Source organism: Bradyrhizobium sp. T-12 (genome assembly GCF_058314695.1).
This window is the reverse complement of record NZ_CM177756.1, coordinates 2,085,031-2,105,860: the sequence shown is the minus strand read 5'-3', so window position 1 is coordinate 2,105,860 and position 20,830 is coordinate 2,085,031. Positions and strand designations below refer to the sequence as shown.

Annotated in this window: 19 protein-coding genes and 2 pseudogenes; 8 read left to right on the top strand and 13 right to left on the bottom strand. The window is 65.1% G+C overall.

The annotated features are described in order from the left end of the window. Window positions 1–309 precede the first annotated feature (309 nt). Entirely contained in the window at window positions 310–1,128 is an 819-nt protein-coding gene (locus AC0WRY_RS10040; RefSeq protein WP_491123037.1) for an alpha/beta fold hydrolase, read from the bottom strand. Window positions 1,129–1,388: 260 nt separating this feature from the next. Between AC0WRY_RS10040 and AC0WRY_RS10035 the strand changes: the two are divergent. Then, a pseudogene (locus tag AC0WRY_RS10035) lies at window positions 1,389–1,520 on the top strand (IS5/IS1182 family transposase); the annotation flags it as partial. Between the two features lie 232 nt (window positions 1,521–1,752). Here AC0WRY_RS10035 and AC0WRY_RS10030 read toward each other — a convergent pair. The 4 genes and pseudogenes from AC0WRY_RS10030 to AC0WRY_RS10015 all read right to left on the bottom strand — a co-directional run. Continuing rightward, the gene (locus tag AC0WRY_RS10030; RefSeq protein WP_194406824.1) at window positions 1,753–1,935 is read right to left on the bottom strand and encodes a hypothetical protein; all 183 of its coding nucleotides are present in this window, start codon (window positions 1,933–1,935) and stop codon (window positions 1,753–1,755) included. 181 nt (window positions 1,936–2,116) lie between these two features. Further along, complete coding sequence (locus tag AC0WRY_RS10025) at window positions 2,117–2,341, bottom strand: hypothetical protein (RefSeq protein WP_194406823.1); 225 nt, start codon at window positions 2,339–2,341, stop codon at window positions 2,117–2,119. Between the two features lie 261 nt (window positions 2,342–2,602). After that, window positions 2,603–3,088 (bottom strand): hypothetical protein, encoded by a 486-nt coding sequence (locus tag AC0WRY_RS10020; protein WP_491123544.1) that lies wholly within the window; start codon window positions 3,086–3,088, stop codon window positions 2,603–2,605. A gap of 112 nt (window positions 3,089–3,200) precedes the next feature. Next, window positions 3,201–3,830, bottom strand: a pseudogene (locus AC0WRY_RS10015) (ABC transporter substrate-binding protein); the annotation flags it as partial. Between the two features lie 466 nt (window positions 3,831–4,296). Between AC0WRY_RS10015 and AC0WRY_RS10010 the strand changes: the two are divergent. Next, a complete protein-coding gene (locus tag AC0WRY_RS10010; RefSeq protein WP_491123036.1) occupies window positions 4,297–5,553 on the top strand; it encodes an MFS transporter in 1,257 nt (418 codons plus the stop codon). A gap of 54 nt (window positions 5,554–5,607) precedes the next feature. On the opposite strand, the gene AC0WRY_RS10005 is transcribed toward AC0WRY_RS10010, so the two are convergent. Next, entirely contained in the window at window positions 5,608–6,453 is an 846-nt protein-coding gene (locus AC0WRY_RS10005) for an outer membrane protein (protein ID WP_491123035.1), read from the bottom strand. Window positions 6,454–6,791: 338 nt separating this feature from the next. Here AC0WRY_RS10005 and AC0WRY_RS10000 point away from each other — a divergent pair, with 338 nt between their 5' ends. The 5 genes from AC0WRY_RS10000 to AC0WRY_RS09980 all read left to right on the top strand — a co-directional run bounded on the left by AC0WRY_RS10000 (window position 6,792) and on the right by AC0WRY_RS09980 (window position 12,659). Beyond that, window positions 6,792–7,997 carry a M20/M25/M40 family metallo-hydrolase gene (locus tag AC0WRY_RS10000; RefSeq protein WP_491123034.1) on the top strand — a complete coding sequence of 402 codons (1,206 nt, stop codon included), beginning with the start codon at window positions 6,792–6,794 and terminating at the stop codon, window positions 7,995–7,997. A gap of 130 nt (window positions 7,998–8,127) precedes the next feature. Further along, a complete protein-coding gene (locus tag AC0WRY_RS09995; RefSeq protein WP_491123033.1) occupies window positions 8,128–9,213 on the top strand; it encodes a mandelate racemase/muconate lactonizing enzyme family protein in 1,086 nt (361 codons plus the stop codon). A 226-nt stretch (window positions 9,214–9,439) separates the two neighbouring features. Continuing rightward, window positions 9,440–10,588, top strand: coding sequence for an amidohydrolase (locus tag AC0WRY_RS09990; RefSeq protein ID WP_491123032.1), 1,149 nt, complete (start codon window positions 9,440–9,442; stop codon window positions 10,586–10,588). A gap of 100 nt (window positions 10,589–10,688) precedes the next feature. Continuing rightward, on the top strand, window positions 10,689–11,411 hold the full coding sequence (locus AC0WRY_RS09985) for a DUF72 domain-containing protein (protein ID WP_491123031.1): 723 nt from the start codon (window positions 10,689–10,691) through the stop codon (window positions 11,409–11,411). 117 nt (window positions 11,412–11,528) lie between these two features. After that, window positions 11,529–12,659 carry a caspase family protein gene (locus tag AC0WRY_RS09980; RefSeq protein WP_491123030.1) on the top strand — a complete coding sequence of 377 codons (1,131 nt, stop codon included), beginning with the start codon at window positions 11,529–11,531 and terminating at the stop codon, window positions 12,657–12,659. A 24-nt stretch (window positions 12,660–12,683) separates the two neighbouring features. On the opposite strand, the gene AC0WRY_RS09975 is transcribed toward AC0WRY_RS09980, so the two are convergent. The 3 genes from AC0WRY_RS09975 to AC0WRY_RS09965 form a co-directional block, all read right to left on the bottom strand. Beyond that, a complete protein-coding gene (locus AC0WRY_RS09975) occupies window positions 12,684–13,871 on the bottom strand; it encodes a CaiB/BaiF CoA transferase family protein (protein ID WP_491123029.1) in 1,188 nt (395 codons plus the stop codon). An 84-nt stretch (window positions 13,872–13,955) separates the two neighbouring features. Next, window positions 13,956–14,987, bottom strand: coding sequence for a ferredoxin reductase family protein (locus AC0WRY_RS09970; RefSeq protein WP_491123028.1), 1,032 nt, complete (start codon window positions 14,985–14,987; stop codon window positions 13,956–13,958). 3 nt (window positions 14,988–14,990) lie between these two features. Then, the gene (locus tag AC0WRY_RS09965; protein WP_491123027.1) at window positions 14,991–15,305 is read right to left on the bottom strand and encodes a ferric reductase-like transmembrane domain-containing protein; all 315 of its coding nucleotides are present in this window, start codon (window positions 15,303–15,305) and stop codon (window positions 14,991–14,993) included. A gap of 246 nt (window positions 15,306–15,551) precedes the next feature. On the opposite strand from AC0WRY_RS09965, the gene AC0WRY_RS09960 reads away from it, so the two are divergent. Continuing rightward, window positions 15,552–16,025 (top strand): hypothetical protein, encoded by a 474-nt coding sequence (locus AC0WRY_RS09960; protein WP_246776451.1) that lies wholly within the window; start codon window positions 15,552–15,554, stop codon window positions 16,023–16,025. Between the two features lie 13 nt (window positions 16,026–16,038). Here AC0WRY_RS09960 and AC0WRY_RS09955 read toward each other — a convergent pair whose 3' ends face one another. The 4 genes from AC0WRY_RS09955 to AC0WRY_RS09940 form a co-directional block, all read right to left on the bottom strand. Further along, complete coding sequence (locus AC0WRY_RS09955) at window positions 16,039–18,111, bottom strand: heavy metal translocating P-type ATPase (RefSeq protein WP_491123455.1); 2,073 nt, start codon at window positions 18,109–18,111, stop codon at window positions 16,039–16,041. 242 nt (window positions 18,112–18,353) lie between these two features. After that, window positions 18,354–18,965 (bottom strand): EF-hand domain-containing protein, encoded by a 612-nt coding sequence (locus tag AC0WRY_RS09950; protein WP_491123026.1) that lies wholly within the window; start codon window positions 18,963–18,965, stop codon window positions 18,354–18,356. A 36-nt stretch (window positions 18,966–19,001) separates the two neighbouring features. After that, complete coding sequence (locus AC0WRY_RS09945; protein WP_194406814.1) at window positions 19,002–19,196, bottom strand: DUF2783 domain-containing protein; 195 nt, start codon at window positions 19,194–19,196, stop codon at window positions 19,002–19,004. Next, window positions 19,193–20,830, bottom strand: a complete 1,638-nt coding sequence (locus AC0WRY_RS09940; protein ID WP_491123025.1) for an FAD-dependent oxidoreductase — start codon at window positions 20,828–20,830, stop codon at window positions 19,193–19,195. The genes AC0WRY_RS09945 and AC0WRY_RS09940 overlap by 4 nt, the downstream gene beginning before the upstream one ends.

Genomic DNA, 20,830 nt, shown 5'->3' with positions numbered 1-20,830 from the left:
GTTGCCGCGAGGGAAAACCTCTCCCGCTTGCGGAAGAGGTCGGCATCTCCGGACGATGCGAAGCATCGTCCCGCGCGCCGACTAAGAGCTGTATCCTCTCGGGACTATCCCATTGCGGAAACACCCTCTGCCCACCCCTCTCTCGCAAGCGGGCGAGGGAGCGCACCTCCGCTGTCGCTATCAAACTCGATCTCATCACGCTTTAGGGCCAAAAGCGGCTGTCGTGGACCGTCGCTTGAATTGGAAGGAGAGGCTGCCTTGCAAACGGCATCTCCTTCGTGCGCAGGCGATGATGGATGAGAGATGTCGTCAGGATCTGATGAACGACAGCAGGTCGGGGTTGAGGACATCCGCATGCGTGGTCAGCATGCCATGGGGGTAGCCGGGATAGGTCTTCAGCGACCCGTTCCTGAGCAAGTCGACCGCACGCGGCACGGAACTAGCGAATGGGACGACTTGATCCGCCTCGCCATGCATCACCAGCACCGGCACGGTGATCTTCTTGAGGTCTTCAGTATAATCTTCGAGCCAAGAGGCGACAGTCGCGTAGTGAGCGAGAGCACCGCCGGCCATGCCTTGGCGCCACCAGTTCGCAATGATTGCCTCCGAAGGCTTGGCCCCATCGAGGTTGTACCCGTAGAACGGATTCTCGGGGACGAAACGGTAAAATTCCGACCGGTTGCCCAGCACGCCTGCCCGGATCGCTTCGAACCACTCCGGCGGTTGACCGGACGCGTTGTTCTCGCTCCGGTACATGTTCGGCGTCAGTGAAGCGACCAGAACCGCCTTCGCAACGCGCTTCTGGTGGCGAGCGACATAGCGAGCCACCTCACCGCCGCCTGTCGAGTGCCCAATGTGGATCGCCTCGCGCAGGTTGAGGTGTTCTGTCAGGGCCGCGAGGTCGTCAACCCAATGGTCCATGTCGTTGCCGGTGCTGGGCTGGTCGGACCGGCCGTGGCCGCGCCGGTCGTGGGCGATCACCCGATACCCGTGATGAAGGAAGAACGTCATCTGGGCATCCCAGTCGTCCGCTGTCAGCGGCCAACCGTGGCTGAAGACGATCGGCTGACCTGATCCCCAATCCTTGTAGAAGATGTTTACACCGTCGCTAGTCGTGATCGTGGACATCGAGTCGCTCCATCTGCGCTGTCAGGCATTTCATTGAAAGGACAGCGATTGATTGATCCATTGAGCCACGCGTTACTCAACTTCACGGGTAGAGTTCTGGAATTGCGGCCCCGGTGAGCCATTGCCTTGGCACCACCCGACCGCCGGCTTGCAAAGTCGGGATCACCTTGCCGAAGCAAGGTCGCGACTCCAAACCTCATCATGATGATGGTGGAAGAACACAGCTACGTCTTTCGAAAAGACACGACGTAGAAGCCTTCATGCGCGACGAACTCGCCGATGATGAATGGGCTGCCATCAGGCCGACGCTGCCAAGCAAGCCCCGCGGCGTTCCTGGGGTGAACAACCGCCGTGTACTTAGTGATATCTTCTGGGTTTTGCGATCGTGGCGGTCTGACGAGAAAAATTCACGCCCTGGTCGATAGCGATGGTCTGCGGGTCCGACAGGCTTGCCGCCAACTCCCGCGCCTTCGTTCAACTCGCTTCCATCAAATTATGGCTTCGCGCTAGCGCGTCCGCGTCCTAAAGCCCGATGAGATTTGGATTGAATCGCCGTCGCGCTTTAGGTTCTTGTTTGCGCATAATCTTCTCGGAAAACCGCTTCGCATTTTTCCGGATCATGCTTTAGTGCGGCGCGTGCGCTGGATTGACGGCGGCAATCTGCAGCCCTGCCTCATCCAGCGCCTGGGCAATCTGCTTCGCCAGCAGCTTGGCCTCTTCGGTCCCGATCTGCGCGTCGGGATGTCCCTTGAAGAACGCGCAAATGGTCGTGGCGATGATGGTATTCACCTGGTGCAAATCGTCCATTTGATGCACCCGAACTTGCCGACTGCTTCACCCCCGGATGGGGTGACGCGGCGGCCCGGCAGAGAAGAACCGTCAACGCAAGCCAAAGAATGACAGAATGGCCGCGATCACGACGACTAGTCCTACGAGGTAAATCAAGCCGTTCATGGAAGTGCTCCTTTCCGTTTGGTGACTGGATCTATCAGGGGGCCGTGAGCCCGCCCTTGTTGCTGGCCTGCTCATCGAGCGCGAGCTTTTCGAGCTGCACTTCCTTCTCTATGTCGTGCAGAGAGTTTCCGATCTTGTCGACGATCCTGATCAGATCGGCATCGGAGATCTTGAGGCGCCTTCGAACGGACTTGACCTGCCTTGCGTTTGCAAGATCAAGCGTTGTGCGAATGACGCGTGATGGTTTTGAGCACAGCATGAGCAGGTTTCCTGACTGGGGTAAGAGCGATCACGTCCCTTTGTTCCGATTTTTCCCGAATCAACCGGCGATGAACGACGGTAAAAGCGAGAGGCGACGAAAGCGTCGCGATCGACAGCAGGATGCGTGGCGGCACGAAGGCTTCGTCCGCGTCGGAAAGCGGCGCGCACAAGCATAAGTTGATCCGCTGGGCTCTACCCTCAATCCGTCGACATTGCGGCCAATTGCGCCACGTTTCAGCAGCCGCATTTTCGGACCGCCTCAGCCTCGCGGTGCGGCCACCGCGCCCCGCACGGGTTCGAGGTTGGTCCGCTGCAGCGCGGTCCGTCTCTCCGCGATAGCACTGCTCAACAGACCGAGCACCAGACCAAATGCCGCGAGCTCATCTTCCTCGATGGCGCCGTCGTCGTAGCACGCGAGCGTTTCGCCGATGATGGTGTCGGCTTCGCGCTGCAAAGCCAGAAGCTCCTGGCTCGATCCCGCGGTTCGTGCGCTGGACACCATGGCCAGGATTCTGTTGCGGTGGCTGTTGGTTTCCTCTCTTTCGTCGCGATTCAGATAGCGACGCAGCCAGGCGGCGGCCGAACCGATCCCTGACAGAAGCAGCAGCCCGAACCAGAAGTAATCGCCGTACCGGTCGAGGAAGGTCCGCTCGTTGCCGTCGATAACAGCCGCCGCGCCCCGGTGCACAGGCAGTTCGGTATCCTTGTCGACGTCCGGCTTGGTAATGTGCGCTGCACCCGGCACCTGCCGTGCAATCGCCTGGCGAACTGCGAAGAGCTGACGGAAAAAAGGCGGCGACCGTCGTTTCCGGCAGTGACTTTCTCGCGACGATGAGGTGGCTGACGCTGACCGTTTCAACCTTGTCATCGGGCCAGGCCGGATCCGCATTGAAGACGCCGGGTGGAATTTCCTCCGCTTCATACCGGGGGTGCTTCAGGGCGATGGCTTCCGACGTCTCGATGGCAAGAAACTTCGGCGCGCCGCGCGTCCGCGCGGTCGCGGCCACGGCATCGGATGTGATCTTGCTGTCGAGCGGCCCGACCGCCATGAATGCATCGATGGCCGGATCGCGCGCCAGATCCTCGATCTGGTCGGCACCGAAGTGTGTCACGACGACCTTGTCTGCCTCCACGCCGGAGGCGCTCAGGATGACGCGCAGCAACGCCGCATTCGCAGGCGTCCGGCCGATCACGCCGACGCGGCGACCTGCGAGATCGGCGACCTCCTTGATTTTCGGCGAAGCCTTTTGTTTCGAGCCCTTGCTTTTCGAACCCTTGCCAGCGGGGCCGGACGGAGCCCACAGCACGACGAAGTTCTTACGGACGACGGCGACGGTCTGCGCCTCCGCAGGCATGTCCAGATCTCCGCGGCCGACGGCGAGGTCGGCCTTGCCGGCCCGAAGCAAAGCAAGAGCCTCCACCGCCCCGTCGGTCTTGATCGGGCGCAGCCGGAGAGCCCGGCTTTCGCCGCCAAAGACATCGGCCATCGCCTGAATGGCTTTATGATCGTCGCTGCCAGCTGGTCCAACGGCGATCCGGAGGATATCGGGCCGCAACGCATAATAGAGTGCGCCGGCCGCGGCACTAAAAACGAGAAACCCGACCGCGAAAACCGCCAGCAAGGAATTGCCTCTCCTCCGCTCCCTGCGGGCCGCCTCGCTGGTCGTCTGACCTGTACTCTCGGAGGAAGACATTGCCGCTGCCCAACCACAGATCAGGGCTTCCCGCTTTCCAGGATGCCACGTTTCCCGATCATAACGTCCGGACGATCGCCCTGGTTCATCACGGTCCGAAGCCTGAACACCCGTTAAGCTTCGTCTCGACGGCCGGCAGGCAACCGCTGCCAGTAATGCGGAGAAGCCACATTCCGGAATAATGGGGTCCCGCTGCCGCCATTGGCGCACGCCCCCCAATCATGTACGCCAATCCGAAATCTCTCCGGGACGAACGCTCATGACGACGGCTGCCACGAACGAGGCGGGAGACGGCACCCGCGCGCTGGTCTTTGCGCTGCTCGCGCTCGCCTGCGGCCACATGCTCTCGACCTTGCTGCGCACCATTCCGGCCGTGAGCCTCGATCTGATGGCGGCGGACTTCCGCATCGAGCCGCAAGCCCTCGCCAGCCTCACCTCGATCTATCCTTTCGCTTTCGCCGCGGCGCAGATTCCAGTCGGGGCGGCCATGGATCGCTTCGGCGTGCGCCCGGTGTCGCTGAGCCTGCTCGCAGGCACCGTGCTCGGCGCGGTGGCGTCGGCATTTGCCACCGGCGCAGCGAGCTTCGCGGTCGGGCAGTTCATGCTGGGCGTCGCCACCTCGGGCATGCTGATGTGCCCGATGACGCTGGCGGCCAAGCAATTGTCGGCAAGCCGCTTCGGGCTGTGGTCGGGCGCGATCCTCTCGATCGGCAATATCGGCATGCTGTTGTCATCGAGCCCGCTTGCCTTCGTGGTCGACAATTGGGGCTGGCGCGCCGGGTTCTGGATCTCCGCAGCTGGCGGCGTTGCGGTCGCGCTCGCCGTGTTCGCGCTGGTGCCGCACCAGCCGGCCGAGCACAAGGACGAATCCTCTCCGCTGTCGCAGATGATCGAGGTGCTCAGGCTCGGCCTCTCGCGTCCCCTACGCGGCCTGATCGCTCTGGCGCTGGTGTCGCTCGCGACCTCGCTGGTGCTGCGCGGCTTGTGGGGTGGGCCGTGGCTGATGCAGGTCAAGGGACTGTCGCGGGTCGAGGCCGGCAACCAGCTCGGCGCGTTCACGCTGGCGATGATCGCAGGTCCGCTTCTCATCGGCATGATCGACCGCAGGCTCGGCCGCCGCCGCGATCTGGTGGCGGGCACGCATATGGCGGGAGCGCTGCTGGTGGCGCTGATGGCGCTCGGGGCGCCGCGTTACGCGGTGGCTGCGTTATTCGGGATGGCTGTGATGCCGCCGCAATACGACCTGGTGCTGTTCGTGCTGATCGGCCTTGCGACCTCCGCCCAGCCGCTGATCTTTGGCATGTCCCGCCAGCTGGTCGAGGCGCAAGTCGCGGGCAAGGCGCTTGCGGCCGTGAACCTCGCCTTCTTTCTCGGTGCGGCCCTGATGCAGTCGGTGACCGGCGCGGTGGCGGCGTTCGCCGGGCTGCCGGCGGTGCTGCTGTTCATGGCCGCGATGCTGGCGCTCGGCGTGCTGGTCTTCCTGGCCTACACGTCTCCGCTTCGCGGGACGGGCTGAGCGTTTCGCTCACGCCGCCCGCGCGTGCTTCCAGACCGTCATGGGGCCCGAAGATCAGTACTTCGCGATCACCGGTCCGCCGAAGCGGTAATTGACCCTGAGCGTCGCCTGCTCGACGGTCAGCCGGGAGCTCGAGGTGCCCGTTGCCAGCACGCCGCCCAACCCGTCGGGAACTGTGAAGGCGACACTGCGGCTGCCGAAGTCGGTGTAGCGATATTCGCCGGCCAGGCTCCAATTCGGGTTGAAGGCCCATTCGATGCCGCCGCCGACGGTCCAGCCCCAGCGCGTGGTCGAGCCGCCGTTCGCTGCCGAGAACGACCCCGCGGGGATGGCAATGCCGGGACCGTTGACGACGGTGGTCCTGGAACCGCCGATCTCGGCGACGGCAGCGCCGCCGGTGACATAGAACAACGCGCGGTCCACCGTGACGCCGGCGCGGCCGCGGAAGCTGGCCATCCAGTCGACATGACCGAAATCGACCGTCACCGTCTGCGTCACCGCGGGCGCAAACAGCGGGGCGCCAAAGGTGCGCGAAGCGCTGGCGCTGGACCCGTTCAAACCGGTGCCGACCACGTCGGCCTCCACGCCGAGCACGAACTGCTGGACCTGCCAATTGTAGCCGATCTGGCCGCCGCCGATGACGCCGCTGCGGCGGCCGTCACCTGCAAGGGTGCCGGTCTGTCCCGGAACGAGCGTGATGATAGCTGAGACCGGGGGCAGGACGATGAAACCGGGGAACAGCACGCCGCCATCGCTGCTGCCGGTGCTGGGAGTCCAGGCGCCGCCGACATTGGCACCGACGTAGAATCCGGTCCAGCTGAAGACCTGCGCGGCGACCGGCAGCGGCCTCGCTTTGACCGCCATATCCGCAGCGTCAGCCGCGACGACACCGAACAACAAGGCACTTCCCGCAATTGCCGCGATCCGCATCATCGTCCCCAATATGTCTCGGCAAAGTCGGCGTGGCGCGGCGCCGGAAAACACCTTTAAGTTAGGAGCGAATCGCCACCAAAGCTGTCACCGGACAGCAACATCCGGACACATTATGCTGGTCGCGCGACATATTTGTGCGACGCGATGCCCGCCCTATACCGCCCGGCCATGGGCGGTAGCCGAGGCCGCTTTCGGGACCATGCGCGCCTGGCAACGCAAGGGCGTGGCTCATGCGTCGAGGCCGCCTTGCACAACCGAGTACCGCAGGGGATGCTGACAGGCATCGTGCATCAAGGGAATGAATCATGCCTGTCGACACCAAAGCCGCCACCGATCGTCTCATGCGCTTTCTCGCAGTCGAGGGCGTCACCGGACAGGAGGCGGCGATCGGGCGTGAGCTCATGGCCGCGCTGAAGGAGAGCGGCGTGCCGGCGAAGGCGATCCGGCTCGACGATGCCAACAGCCGCATTCCCGTACCGACCGAGACCGGCAACCTCATCGTCGACCTGCCCGGCCGCGGCGCGCTGCACAACCAGCCGCGCATCATGTTCATGACCCACATGGACACCGTGCCGCTCTGCGCCGGCGCCAAGCCGAAGAAATCGGGCCGCAAGATCGTCAACGAGGCCAAGACCGCGCTGGGCGGCGACAACCGCTGCGGCTGCGGCGTGCTGGTGACGCTGGCCGCCGAGCTCGAAAAGCAGAAGCTCGACCATCCCCCGATCACGCTGCTGTTCTGCGTACGCGAGGAGAGCGGGCTCTACGGTGCGCGCCACGTCAAGCTGGACGAGCTGGGCTCGCCGGTGATGGCCTTCAACTATGACGGCGGCTCGGCCTCCAATGTCGTCATCGGCGCGGTCGGCGCCGACCGCTGGACCGTCGAGATCTTCGGCCGCGCCTCGCATGCCGGCGTCGCGCCGGAGCGCGGCATCTCCTCGACCATGATCATGGCGCTCGCACTTGCGGACGTGAAGGCCGGCGGCTGGTTCGGCAAGGTGGTGAAGGGCAAGGGCGCGAGCGCGCGGATGGGCACCAGCAATGTCGGCCCCGTCACCGGCGGCGAAGGGCGCCCGGCGGGCGATGCCACCAACGTCGTCACCGATTACGTGCATGTGCGCGGCGAATGCCGCAGCCATGACGGAAAGTTCTTCAAGGAGATCACGAAAGCCTACAAGGCCGCATTCGAGAAGGCGGCCAAGACGGTGACGAACGCGCAAGGAAAGTCCGGCAAGGTGAAGTTCAAGGCCGAGACCGACTATTATCCGTTCCGCATGAAGGACAGCCAGCCCGTCATCAAGCGCGCGGTCGAGGCCGTATCGGCGGTCGGCGGCACGCCGAACGTCCGCACCGCCAATGGCGGGCTGGATGCCAACTGGATGGTCCGCCACGGCATCCCGACCGTGACCTTCGGCGCCGGCCAGAACGAGGCGCACACGATCGACGAATGGATCAATCTCGACGAATACGACCGGGCGTGTGCACTGGCGGTGCAGCTTGCGACGATGCGGTGAGGCAAGGGCGCAACCGACCGCTTCTGCCGCCGCGGAGATCAAAGTGGTGAGTTACGCCAAGCACATGCGCTTTGCGCATCTGCTCGGCTAACCCACCCGACGCAACAAGAACAACAAAAAGGGAGGCACCATGCCGCGCATTGCTCACATCGAATCCGGACTCTACCGGATCCCCCTTCCCGTCACGCTGTCCGACTCCACCCATGGCGAGATCACGGCGTTCGAGCTGATCACCTGCCGCATCCGTGATGCCGATGGCGCCGAAGGCGTCGGCTACACCTACACCGTCGGCCGCAATGGCGGCGCTGTCGCGGACATCCTCAGGCGCGAGATCCCGCCGCTGGTCGAGGGCCGCGAGGCCGACGATACCGAAGCGATCTGGCATCACGTCTGGTGGGCGCTGCATTATGGCGGGCGTGGCGGGCCGGTGGTGCTGGCGCTATCCGCTCTCGACATCGCACTGTGGGATTTGAAGGCGCGGCGGGCGAAGCTGCCGCTGTACCAATTGCTCGGCGGCTTCGATGCCCGCGTGCCGTGCTATGCCGGCGGCATCGACCTCGATCTCTCCGTGGACGAGCTGCTCGCGCAGACCGACGGCAATCTCGCGAAAGGCTTTCGGGCCATCAAGATGAAGGTCGGCCGGCCCGACCTGAAATCCGACGTCGCAAAAGTCGCCGCGATGCGGCAGCATCTCGGCGACGGCTTTCCGCTGATGGTGGATGCCAACATGAAGTGGACCGTGGAGGAAGCGATCCGCGCGGCGCGCGCGTTCGTTCCTTATGACCTCACCTGGCTCGAGGAGCCGATCATTCCCGACGACGTGGCGGGCCACGCTCGCATCATGCAGGAGGGCGGTGTCCCCATCGCGGCGGGCGAGAATTTGCGCTCGCTGTGGGAGTTCAAGAGCTACATCGCATCAGGCGCAGTGTCCTATCCCGAGCCCGATGTCACCAATTGCGGCGGCGTTTCCACCTTCATGAAGATCGCGCGGCTGGCGGAAGCGTTCAACCTGCCCGTCACCAGCCACGGCGCCCACGACATCACCGTGCATCTGCTCGCGGCGTGCCCGAACCGCTCTTTCCTGGAGGCGCACGGGTTTGGGCTCGACACATATATCGAGCATCCGCTGGTGCTTGAGGATGGCAAGGCGCTGGCGCCGGATCGGCCTGGGCATGGGATCAGCTTCGACTGGGCGGGGCTGGCGAAGCTGGCGTGATGCCCAATGCTTGTCATTCCGGGGCGCGACGACGTCGCGAACCCGGAATCCATTGGGCCACGGAGCTTGCTGCGCGATGGATTCCGGGCTCGCGCCAAGAGGCGCGCCCCGGAATGACTTCGGCGCGGCGCGCTTTGCTGCACGCGAGCCATTCCAAGGCGCTTGATGCATGGCGCGGATAATCCGCTATTGTGCCGGCAACCTACATCTTGCGAGAGACCCTGCCTTGACACCCGAGCTGCATCAGAAACTGACCGAATGGCGCCGGCACCTTCATGCCCACCCGGAGCTGTCGCTCCAGGAGAAGGAGACCTCCGCCTTCGTGCGAGCGAGGCTCACCGAACTCGGCATTCCGTTCGAGGCGGGCGTCGGCGGCCACGGCGTCGTCGCGACCTTGACCCGCGGTCATGCACAAAGGCGGGTCGGCCTGCGCGCCGACATGGACGCGCTGCCGATCACCGAGGACACCGGCCTGCCCTACGCCTCCAGGACATCGGGCGTGATGCATGCCTGCGGCCATGATGGACACACCGCCTCGCTGCTCGGCGCCGCCGCGCTGCTCGCCGCCGATCCCAGCTGGAGCGGTACGGTCGATTTCATCTTCCAGCCGGCGGAGGAAGGCTTTGGCGGCTCGCGCGCGATGGTCGCGGCCGGGCTGTTCGACCGCTTTCCGATGGAGCGCGTGTTCGGCTTTCACAATTGGCCGGGCCTCGCCGCCGGCACCATCGCCGTGCATGACGGCGTCGTGATGGCCTCCGGCGGGCGCATCACCATCACCATCGAGGGTCATGCCGGCCACGCCGGCATGCCGCATCTGACGCGCGATCCGGTGATGGCGGCCGGCCATCTCATCGTGGCGCTGCAATCGATCGTGGCGCGCGGCGTCGATCCGCTCGACACGGCCGTGCTCTCGCTCTGCACCATCGACGGCGGCACCGCGCCGAACCAGATCGCCGGACGCGTGACGATTCGCGGCACGCTGCGCTACCACCGCGAGGCGGTCAAGGACGTCATCCTCGCCGGCATCGAACGGACCTGCGCCGGCATTGCGACCAGCTTCGGCGTCAAGGTCACGCCCGACATCGTCTGGGGTGTGGGTGTGGTGGTCAACACGCCCGACGAGGCGGACCTCGCGCGCATCGCCGCGCAGAAGGTGAAGGCGCCCGTGCGGCGCGACCTCGCGCCCAGCATGGCCGGCGAGGATTTTGCCCATTACCTGCAGCAGCGGCCCGGCGCCTTCGTCTGGATCGGCAACGGCGAGTTGCGCGACGGCGCGGAGCTGCACGGCCCGCGCTACGATTTCAACGACGCGATCCTGCCGGTGGCGTCGAGCTGGATGGCGGAAGTGGCCAAGGCGGCGCTGGCGTCGAACTGATCCAGCCGCACGCCGCCACGCCGACAGCAACATATTTCGTGCACGAACGTTGCCCCGGAGAAGGCGCGGCCTGCCGCCGCGTCCGAGGGATGACGGATCGATGGCGCGCGTACTGATCGGAACTTCGGGCTGGCACTACGATTCATGGCGCGGCCCGTTCTTCCCTGAAGGCGTGACGCTGAAGCAGCAGCTCAGCTATTACGCCGGACAGTTCGACACGACCGAGCTGAACGGGGTGTTCTATCGCACGCCGACGCCCGAAGCCGTGACGGGATGGCGCGAGCAGACCGGGCGCGATTTCGTCTTCGCCTGGAAGGCGTCGAAATTCATCACGCACTGGAAGCGCCTCTCGGAGCGCTCCGTCAACAGCCTCGCGCTGCTGGAGGACCGCATCTCCAGGCTCGGCGGCAAGGCCGGCCCGATCCTGTTCCAGCTGCCGCCGCAATTCGAGGCGAACGCCAACCGCCTCGCGTCTTTTTTCAAGCTGCTGTCGCGCAAGCGGCGCTACAGCTTCGAGTTCCGTCATCCGAGCTGGTACCAGCCGCGCATCCTGCGCATGCTGGCAGACGAGAACATCTCGCTCTGCCTGTCCGACCATGCCGACGCGCCCGCGCCATGGAAGCGCACGGCGGATTTCGTCTATGTGCGCGGGCACGGGCCGAGCGGGCGTTATCACGGGCACTATAGCAAGGCCGCGCTGGCACAATGGGCCAAGCGCATCAAGTCCTGGAAGCGGCAGGGCTGCGACGTCTACGTCTATTTCGACAACGACCAGAAGAGCGCGGCGCCGGCCGACGCGCGGGCGCTGAAGCGGCTGCTGTAGCGCAAAGACGCCAGCTCGAGCGGCGCCTGGCCCTTGGCCACTCTGGACCGGTTGCTGTACCATGGATCTCGCTCGAGCAGGCGAGATCCAATGAACCGACGCGAGTTTGTTTCGGGAGTGACCCTCGCAACCGCGTTTGCGGGCCTGGTACCGACCGGCGCCGCGGCGGACGGCAAGCGTGTCGCGCTGGTGATCGGCAACGGCGCCTACCGGAACGTGCCCTCCCTGCTCAATCCGCCGAACGACGCCAGCGACATCGCCGCGGCGCTAAAGCGGCTCGGCTTCACGGCCTCCCTGATCACCAACGCAGGTTTCGATGACATGCGCCGCGCCCTGCTCGCATTCGGGCGTGAGGCCGCGGGCGCCGACATGGCGGCCGCGTATTTCGCTGGTCATGGCATGGAAATCAATGGCGAGAACTGGCTGATCCCGATCGACGCAGAGCTGAAGCGGGACACCGACGCGGCCAACGAAGCCATCAGCCTCAGAAGCGTGATGTTGCAGGTGTCCAACACCACGAGCCTTGGCCTCGTCATCCTCGACGCCTGCCGCAACAATCCGTTTGCCGCCAGGATGAACCGCTCGCTCGCGACGCGGGCAACCCCGAACGCCGGGCTCAGCCGCGTCGAGCCGGCCGGCAATGTTCTCGTGGCGTATGCCGCAAGAGACGGTACCACCGCGCTCGATGGCGACGCGCGCAACAGCCCGTTCGCAACCGCGCTACTGCGCAACATCGAGACTCCGGGTGTCGAGATCACATTCATGTTCCGCAACGTCCGCGACGACGTGATGGAGGCGACCCGCAACGAGCAGCAGCCCTTCGTCTACGGCTCGCTGTCGCGCAAGGCGATCTATCTCGCCGGTCGACCGCCTGACGGCGCGGGGGACACGGCGCCGGTCAGTCCGCTTCCAGCCGCCATCTCCCCGGTTCCAGCGCACGCGCCGACGTCATCGACGATCGATCCGGCGCTGGTCGGCACCTGGGAAATCATGGTGCCGAGCCGCCGCGGACAATCCCGCTGGATCTGGCAGATCATGATCGACGGCACCTACAAGTTCCACGCCGAGCCTCCACGTTCTGCGCGTTCGCACGAGGGGAGGATCACCGCCGCGAATGGCCGCTGGAGCCTGCAAGCACTCAGAGGCTTGTCAGGTTACAGCGATGGCGGCGCCTACGAGGTCCACGACGCGCTGGCGACGATCACGGGCAAGCTCGGCACCGGTGCCTGGAAGCGTAGCGCGGACTGACGGCGCGGCCTGGTGCGTCGAGCGCTAGATGATCCCGCCCTGCCGAAGCGCCGCGATCTCGGCGTCGTCGTAGCCGAGCTCTGCGAGGACGAGATCGGTGTGCTCGCCGAGCGTCGGTGGACGGTGCGCGATTTCGCCCGGCGTTTCCGAGAGCCGGACCGCAGCACGCGTCACCGGTGCGGGCTTCGGGAGGCCGGGATAGCCGACATCCTGCATGAACCCGGCGGCGCGGATGTGCGGATGATCCAGTGCCTGTTGCGGCGAGAGCACGGGTCCGGTCGGAATCATGGCCTGGCCGAGCGTATCGACGGCCTCCTGCGTGGTGCGCTCGGCGCACCAGCGCGCCATCCGCTCGCTGATGACCGCGCCGTTGTTGCCACGGCTGATATCGTCGGCAAAGCGCGGATCGTTCAGCCACACCTCCTCCTCGCCCATCAGCCGCGCCCAGCGCTTGAACAACGGATGTCCGGTGACCTGGCATAGCACCCAGCCGTCCTTCGTGCGGTAGATGTCGGCGGGCGCCGCGGTCTGGCCGAGATTGCCCGTGGGCACGCGATTGACGTTGATGACGGCCTGCTCGATCAGCGTCGCATTGGTGAAGGACAAAGCGGTTGCGAGCAGCGCGCCCTCGACGATCTGCCCGCGTCCGGATTTGCCGCGCTCGATCAGCGCGGCGAGCGTGCCGAACGCACAATGCAGCGCGGTGCCGAAATCGACCCAGTTCACCGCGGCGCGAAACGGCGGATCGCCTGCGCCCGTCATGTACACCGATCCCGACATGACCTGCCCGACGCCGTCGAAGCCGACGCGGTCGGACCAGGGCCCCGGCCCACCGAACGCGGTTGCCGTCGTCAGGATGATGTCGGGCTTGATCGCCTTCAGCGAGTCGTAATCCAGCTTCATCGCGCGCAGGGTCTGCGGCGGCAGATTGGCGACGACGACGTCCGCGGTCGCGATCAGGCGGCGCATCACCTCCTGCCCTTCCGGCTTCATCGGATCGAGCGTGATGCACTTCTTGTTGCGGTTGACCTGGAGAAACAGCGCGCCCTCGCCATTTTCGCCGACCGGCGCCACGAAGCGGTCCTCGCTGCCGTCGCGCTTCTCGACGCGGATGACCTCGGCACCGAATTCGGCCAGCAAGGTCGCACAATAGGGGCCTGCGATATAGCGTCCGAAATCGAGGACGCGCACGCCCTCCAAAACTCCTCCCATCGATCCCTTCCCTGTTGTTGGTAGCAGATTACAGGGAAAGGCTGCCAGGGCAAGCTGCGAAGCGGCTCGCATAAGTGCTTTTGGTCATCGCATCGCGAACAGCTCCTGATGAAACCGCCGTCCGACAGGGAAGCCTTGCGCACCGAAGTCTCGTCTGAGTGCCTCCCCGAACGCCGCCGGGCCACAGAACCAGATGCTCGCCTCGCGCCATTGCGGGACGGCTTGGCGAATCCGCTCGCCGGTCAGTCGTCCATCGCGGGCGTCGATGAGGACGTGGAGACGGACATCTGCCGGGTGCGCGTCTGCGGCAAGCTTGCCGAGCGCTTCCTCATCCACGTCAGCGGTGGTGTGAAAGAGGTCAACCGCCTGCGCGACAGAGCAACCGGGAATATCCTTCATGGCCGCCTGCTTCATGCGGGCAACGAAGGGCGTGATGCCGATACCGCCGCCGATCCAGATCTGATGCGCGCAATCATCGTCGAAAGTGAAACACCCATAGGGGCCTTCCACCTTCACCTCCTGCCCGACGCGGAGCTTCTCCCGCAGCCGGCTGGTGTGGTCCCCGAGCTCCTTGGCGATGAAGACGATCCTGGGGTCTGCTGCGTTCCAGCCGGAGGCGATCGTATAGGGATGCGCACCCTCGGAGACATCGGACGTGGCGAATGCGAACTGGCCCGGCCGATGCCCCGGCCAGCCGTGAGGCACCTCGATCTCGGTCTCGATGGCTCTGACGCCGGGATAATATTTGAGCGATGTGATCCTGCCTTGCGCCTGCCGCCGAGCCCCGATGCGCCGCAGCAGCGCGACAGCCGCAGCCCACGTGCCGAAGGCGAGCAGCACCGCGACGATCCAGCCGAGCGGCGACATCCAGTAGCTGAACTTGATCAGACTGACCGCATGAAAGACCAGAACCAGATACGCGATCGCAAGCAGCCGATGCGTCTTGTAGAAGAGCCGATAGGGAAACATTTGAATGAGCGCCAAAGCAATCAGCACCACGGCGCCGTAGAAGGCCCATTCGCCCAGCCCCTCCGCTGGCTCACGAAGGCTGCCAAAGAACGCCTCGATCGGATTTTCGATGACGGGCCTTGGTCCACGCTGTGGTCGAGTCAGCACCCCTCAGCCGACCGCCCATTTCGGACCGTTGGCCCATAGCCAATGGATAGCGGCAGTCACCAGGGCGGCGATACCGAACCATTTGTGCAAGCGGTACATCTTGTCGAGACCGCTCAACCAAGCCTCCGGCCAGCGCGGTCGTAGCGCGAGGATCATCGCCATGCTCATGCAACCGATTGCCAGCACGCCGCTCAACTGCACCATTCGTTCGCGAAGCGGGAAGAAGGAGCCCGGGCCGAACGGCTGCGGCTCCGCAACCAGCCACAGCAGGACGAGAACCACCAGACTGCCCCAAAATACCCGTTTTAGCTTGTGCATGCCGTCCTTCTCTCACGAGGTTGCCGCGCAAGCTTGAACCGATCGGGCTGCGTTGCATTGAGCTGACTCAACCCCGTTCGTGATGAGCCGCATTCCGTGCATTGGCCGACGACAGTCTGATGCCTGTCCGGGCATCCTGCGTCGCCGGGCCGCAGCTCGTTCCGCTCGAGACTTTGCTCCAGCACAAACTCCTGCCCGTCGCGATCCCCCACCTGAAAGCAAAGAAGCTTTCGGAGGAATTCCGTGATGATCCCGACCAAATCGTTTGCGCTGACGGCCCTTGCACTTTGTCTTGTCCTCGGACAGCCTGCTCTCGCTGCCGGACCACACGCGCATGAAGGGCCGACCGCGACCACCCGGCCGCAGCTCGACCATGGCAAGAAGTGGCCGACCGATGATGTCTTGCGCCGCGGCATGAACGACATCAGCCTTGCGATGAGGCAATCGCTGGGACCCATTCACAGCAATGTGTTTACGTCCGCGCGGTACGAGGCTCTGGCCGCGCGAATCCAGGCGCAGGTCGATGACGTCGTGGGCAACTGCAAGCTGCCCGAGCAGGCCGACCAGCAGCTCCACCTCGTTCTCGAGCAGATCATCGACGGTGCAGCCAGGATGAAGAGCGGCACCGGCCGCGACGAGGGAGCCATCAAGATCGTGCGGGCGCTCGCTCAATATGGCGAATACTTTGACCACGCCGGCTGGCAACCGCTGAAACACTGAGGTCGATTGCCGCCTATGCCGCCACGGCCTCGTAGATGTCCTCCTCCTGGGCCGTGTGCATGCGCACCAGCGTCTCGATCGCCTCGATCACGCGTTGGGCGTCTCGAATGAGGTAGCGGTCGATCTTCTCTGACGGCAGATCCTCCGCGATCCGGGCGAGCAGCCGCGCGAGATGCAGGATCTCGCGATGCGCACGGCTCATGGCAGAGAGCCCGTGGCGGTCGCGCAGCACTTGCGTGAGCTTCGGATAGACGCTGTCTTCATCCTCGCGTTCGTGCAGCACGACGCTGCTCTGGACCAGTCGGTGCGCCTCACCAATCAAGGCGGCCGTGGATTCGGGCTCCGCATCGTCAAGCGCATCGACGATCTGGCGCAAGCGATCGAGGTCTTTGAGCAGCGCCTGATGATCGTGATGCAACGTCAGTCCCTGCTCTGCGGTGAGGCGCGGACCATTCCTGAGCAGGGGCGGATTGAGTGCCCGCAGCGCGTTCAGGATGACGGCGACGTCGATCACCTCCTGAACGATCGCGGCGGGCACGGGATCGAGCCAGCCGAGGCTGGCGGCAGCCATTGCCGCAAATGACAATCCCATCCCGACGAAAATGCTTTGCAGGGCAATGCGCCGCGCCCGCTGCGCGATGACGATCGCTTCGCCGACCCGATCCAGCCGGTCCGTGAGAATCACCACGTCCGCCGCCTCGGAGGAGGCGCTTGCACCCCGCGCGCCGAGCGCGACGCCGGTATCGGCCACGGCCAGCGCAGGGGCGTCATTGATGCCGTCCCCGACCATGATGGTCGGATGCAGACGCTGTTCGCTCCGCACCGCCTCGACCTTGTCCGAGGGAACGCGATCGGCCAGCACGGCATCGAGATCGAGCGCCGCTCCGATGGCCTGCGCCGCCGCGGCACGATCACCCGTGACCATCACCATCCGCGCGATGCCTGCATCGCGCAGCAGCCGGATCGCCCGTGGCGTGTCGGCGCGCAATTCGTCTGCCAGCAGCAACGCGCCGACGAGACGGCCGTCCACCGCGACAAAGACGATCAGCGCCGAGCGCCACGACGCACGACGAATTGCCCGCAACTCCCACGGCGACATCTCGGCGTGCGAAAGAAGCATCTCCCGCGAGCCCGCCACCACCTGGCGTCCGTCGATCCGGCCGCTGAGGCCGGACCCCATGGTCTCCTTGACGTGATCCGGCGGCTTCAGCGCGAGCCCGCGGGCGAGCGCCGCACCGACGACGGCTTTGGCAAGCACGTGATGCGAAGCTTGTTCGAGCGACGCCCCGAGCCTGAGGACCTCATCCGGATCCTCTCCCGGCGCAACTTCGACGGACAGCAATCGCGCTCCGCCGACCGTCAAGGTCCCGGTCTTGTCGAACAGCACGGTGTGCGCACGGGCCAACGCCTCCAGCGCCTTCCCGCCCTTGACCAGAATGCCGCGGCGAGCGGCTCGCGCCACCCCGGCGATGAAGGCGACGGGCGCGGCCAGGATCAAGGGGCACGGCGTCGCCGCCACCAACACGGCAAGACTGCGGGTCACGTCACCGGAGATGTACCAGGCCACAAAGGCGATGACGAGAGTCACCGGCAGGAAGATCAGCGCGTACCGGTCGGCGAGCCGCACAAAGGGAGCTCTCGCAGTTTGCGCTGCCGTCACCATGCGTACGATCCCCGCGTAGGTGCTCTCGCTGGCCGCCGCGGTCACGGTCAATTGGAAGGTCTCGCCCGCATTCAGAGACCCGGACAGAACGGCGCTTCCGCGTGTCTTCTCCACCGGGATCGGCTCGCCGGTCACCGCGGACTCGTCGATCACCACGAAGGCCGAGGCGACCACGCCGTCGACCGGTATGATCTCGCCCGCCTTGACCAGAAGCTCTTCGCCGGTCGTGACGTCCTCGATCGCGACATCCTCGATGCGCTCGCCGGACTTGCGATGGACCTGCCGCGGCGCGCGATCGACCAGGGACCTGAGATCATGCTCCGCCCGTGCGACCGCGATCTCCTCCAGCACGTTGCCGCCGGAATACATCAGCGCGACCACGGCGCCTGCGAGCGGCTGTCCGAGCGCCAACGCCGCGCTCATCGAGAGCAGAGCGATCGCGTCCACTCCGACGCGGCCTCTCAGCAGATCCTGGATGATCGAGACCGCCAATCCTGCAATCACAGGCGCCGTGCCGAGCGACCACGCGACCTCGGCCAGATCAGGTCGGCCCGCGGCCCGCGCGAGAATGCCGGCGGTCAACCCGGCGATTGCGATCGCAACCAGAGCCCATCGCAGGACCCGATCAAACGATATGGCCTGGCGCGCCTGCCCTTCGGTTCGGCTCACTGCTGTGGCGCGACGTGGCTCTTGTTCCTGTGCATGAACGCCACCATCTCCTCAAAGGTGAGCTTTCCGTCCTTGTCGCGATCCATTGCCTTGAAAATTCGCTCGTGAGCGAGCTGAAACTCCGGCAACGAGACGGTTCCGTCGCCATCGGCATCCATCAGCGCGAAGATGATGCGGAAGACGACCGGCGACTGCACGGCATCACCGCCTGTCGCGCCATGCCCCTTCATTCCTTGTCCCATCATTCCCATCATATCTCCACCGCGCATCGAGCCTTGCCGCTCGGCGGACGGATTTGCAGGAGAACTCGACTGCGGCGACGCCGGCGCCTGGTCCTGTCCTGGATGATGGCTCTGATGGTCCGCTGGCGATTGAGCCAAAGCTGGCTGGCTCAGGACGGCGAACAGCAACGCTGCGGCAACGGTTCGGCCTACCATGGGGCTTCCTCCGACCTTGGTGTGGCCTGAGAGGATGGCGAACTTCGCCGAGCTCACCTTGAGCCAAGTCAAGAAGAGGTGCCCCCGTGGCTTTTCGACGCGAGCGACCTCGGCGCCGCATTCAGCCGGCGAGATCGCGCGACAGGAACCCGGCGCCGCCTGCGGCTTCATACGACCTCTTGCCTCGATGCGGCCGGCGTCCGCGACCTAGCCGCCGCCTCTGCGGGCGCAGCCGATCGCCTCCGTCAGCACCTTGCGGTCGCCGATGTGATTGGCGAGCAACAGGACCAGGCGGGCGTTCATGCGCAGGGCCTGCTCCTCGTCGAGATCGCGCTGGCTGTTGATCAGTTCGGCGTAAAAATCGTCGGGGTCGGCGATGTTCGGCGACAGATTCAGCGTCATGCGGCAAGCTCCGTCCGGTCGGCGGTGTCGTGGCCGGCGGCACGCAACAGCGCCTGGGTGATCTCCGCCTCGTCGAATCCGCTCCAGCGCGCGGCAACATATTGATCCGGGCGGAACAGATAGGTGGTTCCGGGCGAAGCGCCGTAGCGCTGCGCAAGGAGACCTGTGGGGTCCTCGATGTCACGGCCGACGAGAATGAGTTTTGCCGCGAATGGCCCCGCCGCAATCTCGGTCTTGTCGCTTACCTTGCCGAAGGCCACGACCGTGAAGCCGTCGCCGAGACAATGCAGGAACCAGGCGGGCTTGCCGTCCACCGCAATCGGCGCATCCGCCGCATTCGTGCCGGGCCGCATGCCGTCCGGCACCGCGTCGTGGTCGGGAGTATTGAGCACTGATGTCACATAAGGGGTCGGCGTCGAAAGCCGGCCGCTGTTGACCAGCGGTCGCGCAAAACCGTGATGCCGGGCGAGCTCCAGCACGGCGTCGCGGAAATAGCGGCTCGATTTCGTCTTCGGGGTGATGAAGTCGGTGGCCCGCGTCGAGTTCAGGATGTTGTCGTCCGCGGCATAGGCACGCTCCTCGTGATAGCTGTCGAGGAGGGCTTCCGAGGCTTCGCCGCGCAGCACCATCGCGAGCTTCCAGGCGAGATTGTCGACATCCTGGACGCCGGTATTGGCGCCGCGCGCGCCGAACGGCGAGACCTGATGCGCGGCGTCGCCGGCGAACAGCACCCTGCCCTGCCGAAAATTGTCGATGCGACGGCAGGCGAACTGATAGATCGAGATCCATTCGAGCGTGAATTCGGTGTCCTCGCCGAGCATCGCGCGGATGCGCGGGATCACCCGCTCCGGCCGCTTTTCCTCATCGGGATCGGCCTCCCAGCCGAGCTGGAAGTCGATCCGCCAGATGTTGCCGGCCTGCCGGTGCAGCAGCACGGACTGGCCGGGATGGAACGGCGGATCGAACCAGAACCAGCGCTCGGTCGGGAAATCCGCTTTCATCGCGACGTCGGCGATCAGGAAGCGGTCCTGGAAGAACTGACCGGTGAACTCGGCGCCCACCATCTTGCGCACGTCGGAATTGGCGCCGTCACAGGCGATCACCCATTGCGCCTCCATGGTGAAGATGCCGTCGGGCGTTTCCACCGCCAAGGTCGCATGGTCGGCGGCCTGCTTGAGGCTGATGAGACGGTGCTTCCACCGCAGCTCGATCAGCGGATTGGCCTTGCATTTGGCCACCAGCATCTCTTCCAGATGATATTGCTGCAGATTGATCATGGCCGGCCATTGATGGTCGGCCTCGGGCAGCAGATCGAACTGGTAGGACAGCTCGTCCCGGAAGAACACCTTGCCGACGTTCCAGCTGACGCCGCGCTCGACCATGGGCGCGGCGCAACCGAGGCGGTCCCATATCTCGAGCGGACGCTTGGCGTAGCAGACCGCGCGCGAGCCGATCGAGACCGTGTCGTTGTCGTCGAGCACCACGACCGGCTGGCCGCGGGCCGCGCAGTCCAGCGCCGCGGTGAGGCCGATGGGACCTGCACCGATCACCACGATCGGATGCCGCTTCACGATCCCCTCGGCCTGCTCCTGGGAACGCCGATAGCCGAACTTCGGATAGATGTAGCTCGTCAT

Coding starts and splice junctions, on each gene's coding strand:
- AC0WRY_RS10030 (WP_194406824.1), bottom strand. CDS start 1,935: ATGGACGATTTGCACCAGGTGAATACCATCATCGCCACGACCATTTGC.
- AC0WRY_RS09950 (WP_491123026.1), bottom strand. CDS start 18,965: ATGAAGCCGCAGGCGGCGCCGGGTTCCTGTCGCGCGATCTCGCCGGCT.
- AC0WRY_RS09960 (WP_246776451.1), top strand. CDS start 15,552: ATGATCCCGACCAAATCGTTTGCGCTGACGGCCCTTGCACTTTGTCTT.
- AC0WRY_RS10025 (WP_194406823.1), bottom strand. CDS start 2,341: ATGCTGTGCTCAAAACCATCACGCGTCATTCGCACAACGCTTGATCTT.
- AC0WRY_RS09995 (WP_491123033.1), top strand. CDS start 8,128: ATGCCGCGCATTGCTCACATCGAATCCGGACTCTACCGGATCCCCCTT.
- AC0WRY_RS09945 (WP_194406814.1), bottom strand. CDS start 19,196: ATGACGCTGAATCTGTCGCCGAACATCGCCGACCCCGACGATTTTTAC.
- AC0WRY_RS10000 (WP_491123034.1), top strand. CDS start 6,792: ATGCCTGTCGACACCAAAGCCGCCACCGATCGTCTCATGCGCTTTCTC.
- AC0WRY_RS09940 (WP_491123025.1), bottom strand. CDS start 20,830: ATGACGAGCTACATCTATCCGAAGTTCGGCTATCGGCGTTCCCAGGAG.
- AC0WRY_RS10040 (WP_491123037.1), bottom strand. CDS start 1,128: ATGTCCACGATCACGACTAGCGACGGTGTAAACATCTTCTACAAGGAT.
- AC0WRY_RS10010 (WP_491123036.1), top strand. CDS start 4,297: ATGACGACGGCTGCCACGAACGAGGCGGGAGACGGCACCCGCGCGCTG.
- AC0WRY_RS09975 (WP_491123029.1), bottom strand. CDS start 13,871: ATGGGAGGAGTTTTGGAGGGCGTGCGCGTCCTCGATTTCGGACGCTAT.
- AC0WRY_RS09965 (WP_491123027.1), bottom strand. CDS start 15,305: ATGCACAAGCTAAAACGGGTATTTTGGGGCAGTCTGGTGGTTCTCGTC.
- AC0WRY_RS09985 (WP_491123031.1), top strand. CDS start 10,689: ATGGCGCGCGTACTGATCGGAACTTCGGGCTGGCACTACGATTCATGG.
- AC0WRY_RS09955 (WP_491123455.1), bottom strand. CDS start 18,111: ATGAGCGCGGCGTTGGCGCTCGGACAGCCGCTCGCAGGCGCCGTGGTC.